This is a genomic window from Mycobacterium sp. E342, from assembly GCF_001667665.1.
In the GTDB taxonomy this organism is placed as follows: Bacteria; Actinomycetota; Actinomycetes; order Mycobacteriales; family Mycobacteriaceae; genus Mycobacterium.
Window position 1 is genome coordinate 1 of sequence record NZ_LZJM01000209.1, and the last position, 9,127, is coordinate 9,127.

The 9,127-nt window shown below is 69.9% G+C and carries 6 protein-coding genes; 5 read left to right on the forward strand and 1 reads right to left on the reverse strand.

What is annotated here, in order from left to right; translation table 11 throughout:
* Positions 1-2,367: amino acid adenylation domain-containing protein (locus A5692_RS15785; protein WP_082962769.1), on the forward strand; the 2,367-nt coding region annotated here is incomplete at its 5' end.
* An 18-nt stretch (positions 2,368-2,385) separates the two neighbouring features.
* Here the strand turns inward: A5692_RS15785 and A5692_RS29875 are convergent.
* Positions 2,386-2,733, reverse strand: coding sequence for a DUF732 domain-containing protein (locus A5692_RS29875; RefSeq protein ID WP_068057466.1), 348 nt, complete (start codon positions 2,731-2,733; stop codon positions 2,386-2,388).
* Positions 2,734-3,174: 441 nt separating this feature from the next.
* Between A5692_RS29875 and A5692_RS15795 the strand changes: the two genes are divergently transcribed.
* The 4 genes from A5692_RS15795 to A5692_RS15810 form a co-directional block, all read left to right on the forward strand.
* Entirely contained in the window at positions 3,175-4,980 is a 1,806-nt protein-coding gene (locus A5692_RS15795; RefSeq protein WP_068057468.1) for an N-acetylglutaminylglutamine amidotransferase, read from the forward strand.
* Positions 4,977-6,770: an N-acetylglutaminylglutamine synthetase gene (ngg, locus tag A5692_RS15800; protein WP_068057470.1), complete on the forward strand. Its 1,794-nt coding sequence runs from the start codon at positions 4,977-4,979 to the stop codon at positions 6,768-6,770. The genes A5692_RS15795 and ngg overlap by 4 nt, the downstream gene beginning before the upstream one ends.
* A gap of 55 nt (positions 6,771-6,825) precedes the next feature.
* Positions 6,826-8,316: an MFS transporter gene (locus A5692_RS15805; protein ID WP_068057472.1), complete on the forward strand. Its 1,491-nt coding sequence runs from the start codon at positions 6,826-6,828 to the stop codon at positions 8,314-8,316.
* Between the two features lie 104 nt (positions 8,317-8,420).
* Positions 8,421-9,127: glutamine synthetase III (locus tag A5692_RS15810; protein WP_197514475.1), on the forward strand; the 707-nt coding region annotated here is incomplete at its 3' end.

The following is a 9,127-nucleotide window of genomic DNA, read 5'->3' on the forward strand; positions in this document are numbered from 1 at the left end:
GCGGCGAACCGGTTGGCGCACCTGCTGGCCGCGGAGGGCGCCGGCCCCGGACGGCCCGTGGCGCTGCTGTTTTCCCGTTCGGCGCAGGCGATCGTGGCCATCCTGGGGGTGCTCAAGACGGGAGCGGCGTACCTGCCGATCGACCCGGCCGCACCGGTCTCCCGCATCGGCTTCATGGTCGGGGATGCCGCGCCGGTCGCCGCGGTCACCACCGGGGGATTGCGGTCGCGGCTGGACGGGTGCGACGTGCGGGTCATCGACATCGAAGACCCGCGGATCGGCGGCTGCCCGGACACCGCGTTGCCGGTGCCGACGGCGGACGGTTTCGCCTACATCATCTACACGTCGGGCACCACCGGCGTGCCCAAGGGCGTGGCGGTCACCCATCAGAACGTGACCCGGCTGATCGGCTCGCTCGACGCCGGGCTGCCGGCCCCCGGTGTCTGGACGCAATGCCACTCGTATGCCTTCGACGTGTCGGTGTGGGAGATCTTCGCCCCGCTGCTGCGCGGCGGGCGCGTGGTGGTGGTGCCCGAGGCGGTGGTGCGCTCACCGCGAGACTTCGGCGCCTTGCTGGTCGACGAAGGGGTCAGCGTGCTGACCCAGACGCCGTCGGCGGTGGCGATGCTGGACCCGGCGGGCCTCAAGGGCGTGGCACTGGTGATGGCCGGGGAGGCCTGCCCCGCCGAAGTGGTCGATCGCTGGGCGCCGGGCCGGGTGATGGTCAACGCCTACGGCCCCACCGAGACCACGATGTGCGTGGCGATCAGCGGTCCGCTCAACCCGGGGTCGGGGGCACCACCGATCGGCTCGCCGGTGGCCGGCGCGGGGTTGTTCGTGCTCGACGCCTGGTTGCGGCCGGTGCCGCCCGGCGTCGTCGGCGAGTTGTACGTGGCGGGCACCGGGGTGGCCACCGGCTACCTCGGGCGGGCCGGGCTGACCGGGTCGCGGTTCGTGGCCTGCCCGTTCGGCGAACCCGGCGCACGCATGTACCGCAGCGGTGACCTGGTGCGGTGGGGCGCCGACGGGCAACTGGTCTACGTGGGCCGCGCCGACGAACAGGTCAAGATCCGCGGCTACCGCATCGAGCTGGGAGAGGTCCAGGCCGCGCTGGCCCGGCTGGACGGCGTCGACCAGGCGGTGGTGGTCGCCCGCGAGGACCGCCCCGGCGACAAACGGCTCGTCGGCTACGTCACCGGGACCGCCGACCCCGCCGAGGCGCGCACCACGCTGGCCGGACGCCTACCGGTATATATGGTGCCCAGCGCCGTGCTGGGGCTCGACACGCTGCCGCTGACACCGAACGGCAAACTCGACATCCGCGCCCTGCCGGCACCGGAATACGCCGGCGGCACATACCGGGCCCCGTCGAACGCCACCGAGGAGATCCTGGCCGGTGTCTTCGCCCGGGTGCTCGGCGTCGAGCGCGTCGGCGTCGACGACTCCTTCTTCGACCTGGGCGGCGACAGCATCTCCGCGATGCGGTTGATCGCCACCATCAACGCCGACCTGGCCGTCGACCTCGCGGTGCGCACCCTGTTCGACGCGCCCTCGGTGCGAAGCCTGAGCCGGCGACTGGCCACGGACACCTCGTCCGGTGAGGAAGTCGTTCCGGTTCAAACCCTCAAGGGGGGCGCGGGCATCCCGGTCTTCTGCATCCACCCGGCGGGCGGTGTGAGTTGGCCGTACCAGGTGCTCGGCAACTACCTGGACTGCCCGATCGTCGGGATTCAACAGGTCCGTGGGGGCGCCGAACGCGAACCGCGCTCGATCCGGGAGATGGCGCAGATCTACGCCGACAGGCTGCAGGAGGCCTACCCCTCCGGGCCCTACAACCTGCTCGGCTGGTCGTTCGGCGGGGTCGTCGCCCACGCCGTGGCGGCCGAGCTGCAGCAGCGCGGGTGCGTTGTCGCCCGGCTGATCCTGCTCGACGCCCAACCCACCATGGACGACGGCGCGGCCCCGCCGGAAGAGGCCCTCGGTGCGGGCCAGCTGCCGGAGGCCTCCCGATCCGGGCGGCTGTTCGACCTCCTCGCCGACAACCTCCGCAAGAACGTCGAACGCTACCGAGCTCACCGGCCCGGCGTTTTCACCGGCGACATCACCGTCTTCTCCGCCGCGCGGGACGGGGAGGATCGCAGCGCCTTCCTGTCGCGGGCCTGGAGGCCGCACGTTTCCGGCGAGATCCTCACGTACTCGGTCGAGTGCGGGCATGACGGCATGTTGACCGGCGAGTCGGTGGGTCTGTACGGACCGCGACTGAGGCGTTTGCTGGTGCTCGCCGAGCGCCGGCTGGAGCTGGCCCAGGATGCTCAGCATGCGGCGGCGTCACGGGAGGACAAGGTGCCCGGCGAGCGCGCCGGTTAGCGAATCCGACGCGGTGGCTCAGGACGACGACGCGCCGACGCCGGCCTTGTGCTGGGGGCAATAGGACGCCACCGAGGCGCCGAGCAGGAAGGCGGCCTCGCGGGCCGACAGATCGGTGGCCCTGGCGACGCCCACCACCAGCGAGCTCGGCGTCCTGCTCTTGTCGAGTCCGGCGCACATGTCGTGTCCCGCGGCGATGGCGGCGCCGCGGTCGGTGAAGACGACTCCGTGTCGCTGAAGCTCCGCGATGAACGAATCGTCGTTTGGATCGGCTGACGCCGGTGCGGCGAGAAGCACCGCGGTGGATGCGAGGGCGGCCGCGCCGATCGCCGGCCAAGTCCCGCGGTGCGCATTCTTTCCCGTCAAGGTCTTCCTCAGTGTGCGGCTGGGCTCTGGTGCCAATGCTGGCTGAACGTTAACCAGAATCGAGGCGTCTTTCTCGCCGGAGTTAACCGCGCAGCTCACACAATTCGTCTCGCATCGCGGGGGCCGGTTGGCGGTCCAAGCCCGGGCGCGCCGGACGGCCGCGTCGGTGCGCGATTCGGAAACTGTTGTGCGGCAGGTACTGTCAGTAGCCAGCGCCGAACCACGGTTCGGCCCACGGGCGGAATCCGCGGGGGCGGACATCGCGACCGGTCCGGGCGGGCCGCGACGGCGGGAGCAAACCGCAACCAAGATTTAACCGTCACGGGGCTCACCGGGCGCCGCATCCGATCCCGGGTGCGGCAAACCCTGGGCGGTCGCGGCCGATCCATTTCACAGTGGCCGTACGGGCGCGTTGCGACCGCCTTCGGTATGGTCCAAGGAGTGTGCGGAGTCACCGGGGAGGTACGGCTCGACGGGCGGGTCCCCGATGTAGCAGCGGTGTCGGCAATGGCCGCCGTGATGACCCCAAGGGGCCCGGACGCGTCCGGCGCCTGGTCACAGGGCCGTGTCGCGCTCGGACATCGTCGCCTCAAAATCATCGACCTCAGCGAGGCCGGCGCCCAGCCGATGGTCGACTCGGAGCTGGGTCTGTCCGTCGCCTTCAACGGCTGCATCTACAACTACAAGGAGCTGCGCAGCGAACTCACCGGGCACGGCTACCGGTTCTTCTCGCACAGTGACACCGAGGTCCTGCTCAAGGCCTACCACCGCTGGGGCGACGGCTTCGTCAGCCACCTGCACGGCATGTTCGCGTTTGCCATCGTCGAGCGCGACAGCGGCCGGGTGTTGCTCGGTCGCGACCGGCTGGGGATCAAGCCGCTCTACCTGACGGAGGACGCCCACCGGATCCGGTTCGCCTCGGCCCTGCCGGCGCTGTTGGCGGGCGGCGACGTGGACACCCGCATCGACCCCATCGCGCTGCACCACTACATGACGTTCCATTCGGTGGTCCCCGCGCCGCTGACCATCCTGCGGGGGGTCCGCAAGGTGCCGCCGGCGTCGCTGATCGCCATCGAGCCCGACGGCCGGCGCACCACCACCACGTACTGGAGCCCGGACTTCACCCGGCGCGACGACCGCGCCGGGTGGTCGGAAACCGACTGGGAAGAGGCGGTGCTCGACGCGCTCCGCGTCGCCGTCAAACGCCGGCTGGTCGCCGACGTGCCGGTCGGCTGCCTGTTGTCCGGCGGGGTCGACTCCAGCCTGATCGTCGGCCTGCTCGCCGAGGCCGGCCAGCACGGCCTGATGACGTTCTCCATCGGCTTCGAGGCGGCCGGTGGCGTCGAGGGTGACGAGTTCCGCTGGTCGGACATCATCGCGAAGCGTTTCGAGACCGACCACCATCAGATCCGCATCGGCACCGACCGGATGCTGCCCGCGCTCGACGGCGCGATCGGCGCGATGAGCGAGCCGATGGTCAGCCACGACTGCGTCGCCTTCTATCTGCTCAGTCAGGAAGTGGCCCGCCACGTGAAGGTCGTGCAGTCGGGCCAGGGGGCCGACGAGGTGTTCGCCGGCTACCACTGGTACCCGCCGATGGGCTCGCCGGCCGCGGCGTCGCTGGAAGGGGCGGTCGCCGAGTATCGCGGCGCCTTCTTCGACCGCGACTCGGCGGAGATGGCGGGCCTGTTGGGGGCGGGCATCATGGCCCCGGGCGACCCAAGCGAGCGCTTCGTCACCGAGCACTTCGCGCGCGAGGGCGCCGAGACCGGCGTCGATCGCGCGCTGCGGCTCGACACCACCGTGATGCTGGTTGACGACCCGGTGAAGCGGGTCGACAACATGACCATGGCTTGGGGTCTGGAGGGCAGGGTGCCGTTCCTCGATCACGAGCTCGTCGAGCTGGCGGCGACCTGCCCGCCGGAGCTGAAGATCGCGCACGAGGGCAAGGGTGTCCTCAAACAGGCCGCGCGGCGGGTGATTCCCTCCGCGGTCATCGACCGGCCCAAGGGTTACTTCCCCGTCCCGGCGCTGACCCACCTGGAGGGGCCCTACCTCGACATGGTGCGCGACGCGCTGTATGCGCCGGTGGCCAAGGAGCGCGGCCTGTTCCGCACGGAGGCCGTCGACGCCCTGCTGGCCGACCCCAACAGCAAGCTGACCCCGCTGCGCGGCAACGAACTGTGGCAGATCGCCCTGCTCGAACTCTGGCTGCAACGGCACGGCATCACGGGTCCGGTGGCATGACCGTGGCCGATCCCCCCGGCGACCACACCGAGGCGATCACGATGGGCCTGCACGACGCCTCGCCGCCGGAGCTGGTGGAGGCGATGGCCAAGGATGTCGAGCTCGAGTTGGGCTGGGGCCGGCTCATTTTCGGCCAGACCTTCGCCGACTCCGAGCAGCTGGTGGAGGCGCTGCGCCGGGAGGGCCCCGGGCGCCGCGACATCTGCATCTACGCCCGCGAATCCCACGTGGTGGTGGCCGAGGCGCCGACCGAGCTCTTCATCGATCCCAGCCACACCTATCGCCTGCGCTTCGCCGACGCCGCGCCGGAGGATCTGTCGACGCCACCGCTGGGCATCACCGTGCGGACACTGAACGACCCGGTCGACGCCGATGCCATGAACCGGGTCTACGTGCGCTGCGGCATGGTGCCCGCCGGCGTCGACGTCATCTGGAACAACCACCTGAACGTGCCGGCGGTGACGTATCTGCTGGCGGTGCGGGACGCGGACGGCGCCGTGGTGGGCACCGTCACCGGCGTCGACCACGAGTTGCTGTTCTCCGATCCCGAGCAGGGGTCGAGCCTGTGGACCCTGGCCGTCGACCCCGCGGCCGGACTGCCCGGGATCGGCGCGGCCCTCACCCGGGCGCTGGCCGAGCGCTTCCGCAATGCGGGCCGCGCCTACATGGACCTGTCGGTCGCGCACGACAACGCCGCCGCCATCGGCCTGTACGAGAAGCTCGGCTTCCGCCGCGTCCCGGTGCTGGCGATCAAGCGCAAGAACGCGATCAACGAGCCGCTGTTCAGCCCGCCGCCCGAGACGATCGACGACCTCAACCCCTACGCGCGGATCATCGCCGACGAGGCGCTGCGCCGCGGCATCTGGGTCGAGGTGCTCGACGCCGAGACCGGCGAGATGCGACTCACCCACGGCGGCCGCAGCGTGGTGACCCGCGAATCGCTGTCCGAGTACACCTCGGCGGTCGCCATGTGCCGCTGCGACGACAAACGCCGCACGCGCCGCCTCGTCTCCGAGGCGGGCATCACGGTGCCGCGCGCCCGCCTGGCCACGTTCGACGAGGGCGACTACAACTTCCTCACCGAGGTCGGCGAGGTGGTCGTCAAACCGACCCGCGGCGAACAGGGGAAGGGCATCACCGTCGGCGTGACCACCGAGAACGGTCCGCAAGACCTCGCCGACGCCCTGGCCCGCGCGCGTGAGCAATACCCGGACGTGCTGATCGAGCAGCGGGTACAGGGCGACGACCTTCGGCTGGTGGTGATCGACGGTCGCGTGGTCGCCGCCGCGCTGCGGATGCCGCCGGAGATCATCGGGACCGGGGAGCACAGCATCCGGGACCTGATCGCGGCCGAAAGCCGGCGGCGCTCCGCGGCCACCGCCGGCGAGTCCCGCATCCCGCTCGACGACCTCACCGAGGCGACGGTCGCGGAGGCGGGCTGGGCGCTGGACGACGTGCTGCCCCAGGGCAGCCGCCTCCGCGTCCGCCGCACCGCCAACCTGCACCAGGGCGGCACCATCCACGACGTCACCGCCGTGGTCAATCCCGAACTGTGCCGCGTCGCGGTGACCGCGGCCGAGGCGATCGGCATTCCCGTGACGGGCATCGACCTGCTGGTGCCCGACGTCACCGGCGCCGAATACGCCTTCATCGAGGCCAACGAACGGCCGGGGCTGGCCAACCACGAACCACAGCCCACGGCCGCGGCTTTCATCGACTTCCTGTTCCCCGGCCACCCGGGTCAGCCGGCCGCCTGGACACCCGAGGAGTCGCGCGCCGACCGCGGCTGAGGCTTGCCATCTGCTTCGCTTGGGTAATTCTGAAGATCACTCAGAGAGGAGCCAGATGAGCGGAAGCGTGCAAACCGGGACCATCACCACGCACGTGCCGGCGCGGTTGGACAGGCTGCCCTGGTCGCGATTCCACTGGCGCGTCGTCATCGGGCTGGGCGGGGTGTGGATCCTGGACGGGCTCGAGGTCACGATGGTGGGCAACGTGTCCGCTCGCCTGACGGAAAAGGGCAGCGGCATCGACCTGAACGCGGCGCAGATCGGCCTGGCGGCCGCGTTCTACATCGCGGGCGCCTGCCTGGGCGCGCTGTTCTTCGGGCACCTGACGGACCGGTTCGGCCGGCGCAATCTGTTCATGCTGACCCTGGCCGTGTACCTGGTGGCCACCGTGGCCACCGCCTTCGCTTTCGCCCCTTGGTATTTCTTCGTCGCGCGGTTTTTCACCGGCGCCGGCATCGGCGGCGAATACGCCGCGATCAACTCGGCCATCGACGAGCTGATCCCCGCCCGCCTGCGCGGCCGCGTCGACCTGATCATCAACGGCACGTACTGGCTCGGCTCCGCCGCGGGCGCGGCCGGTGCGCTCGTGTTGCTCGACACGTCGCACTTCGCGCCCAACATCGGCTGGCGGCTCGCCTTCGGCGTCGGCGCCATCTTCGGCATCTTCGTACTGCTCGTGCGGCGCAACGTCCCGGAGAGCCCGCGCTGGTTGTTCATCCACGGTCGCGACGAGGAGGCCGAGCGGGTAGTCGGCGAGATCGAGGAAGCGGTGCGGCAGGAAACGGGTGAGCCGTTGCCCGAGCCGCGGGGCCGCAAGCTGAAGATCCGCCAACGCGAGACGATCTCCTTCCGCGAGATCGCCCGGGTGGCGTTCAAGCTCTACCCGCGGCGCGCGATCCTCGGGCTGGCGCTGTTCACCGGGCAGGCTTTCCTCTACAACGGTGTGACGTTCAACCTCGGCACGCTGTTGAGTGGGTTCTATGGGGTGCCGTCGGGGAAGGTTCCGCTGTTTTTCATCCTGTGGGCCCTGAGCAACTTCGTCGGGCCGCTGGCGCTCGGGCACCTGTTCGACAGCATCGGGCGCAAGCCGATGATCACGGCCACCTACCTCGGCTCCGCGGTCGTGGCCGTCGTGCTCGCGATCCTGTTCGTAACCCAGACGGGTGGCGTCTGGGCGTTCATCGGCGTCCTGGCGGTCGCGTTCTTCCTGGCCTCGGCGGGCGCTAGCGCGGCCTACCTGACGGTCAGCGAGATCTTCCCGATGGAGACCAGGGCACTGGCCATTGCGTTCTTCTACGCGGTGGGAACCGCGATCGGCGGCATCACCGGCCCGTTGCTGTTCGGGCAGTTGATCAATTCCGGGCAGCGCGGCCAGGTGCTGTGGTCCTTCCTCACCGGCGCCGCCGTCATGGCGATCGCGGGCCTGGTCGAGTTGTGGCTCGGCATCGCCGCCGAACGGCGCCCGCTCGAGGAGCTGGCGTTGCCGCTGACGGTCGGGGACGTCGACCAGCCCGACCACCGCGACTATGGGGCGTCTTCTGTTTGAAACCATCGCGGCGATACCGGTGACGCGGGCGTAACAAATTCGCCATCGAGAGTTCCTAAAGTGAGCCGGTCCACAAGTCGTGGGCTTTGGCGATAGGAATTCCATTGAGCGGCAACGCAGTCCGCCTGCAGGCGATCAACAACGTCGAGGCATACATCCCTCCCGCCGTCAGCTTCGTCGCGGGCGAACTGCCGGGTGAGATCTTCGGGTCCAACGTCTTCACCAAGGCGGAGATGCAGGCACGGCTGCCCAAGGCCGTGTACAAGTCCGTCGTTGCGACGATCGACAAGGGCGCCAAGCTGGACCCGGCCGTCGCCGATGCCGTCGCGGTCGCCATGAAGGACTGGGCGCTGGAGAAGGGCGCCACCCACTACGCGCACGTCTTCTACCCGATGACCGGGCTGACCGCCGAAAAGCACGACAGCTTCTTGGAACCCGTCTCCGACGGGCAGACGCTGGCCGAATTCGCCGGCAAGACCCTGATCCAGGGCGAGCCGGACGCCTCCAGCTTCCCCTCGGGCGGGCTGCGCAGCACCTTCGAGGCGCGCGGCTACACCGGTTGGGACGTGACCAGCCCGGCCTACGTGCTGGAGAACCCGAACGGAAACACGCTGTGCATCCCAACGGTTTTCGTGTCGATGACCGGCGAGGCGCTCGACTACAAGACGCCGCTGCTGCGCAGCCAGCAGGCGATGGGGATCCACGCCGAACGCATCCTGAAGCTGTTCGGCCACCAGGACCTGAACAAGGTGGTGTCCTTCTGCGGACCGGAGCAGGAGTACTTCCTGGTCGACCGCCACTTCTTCCTGGC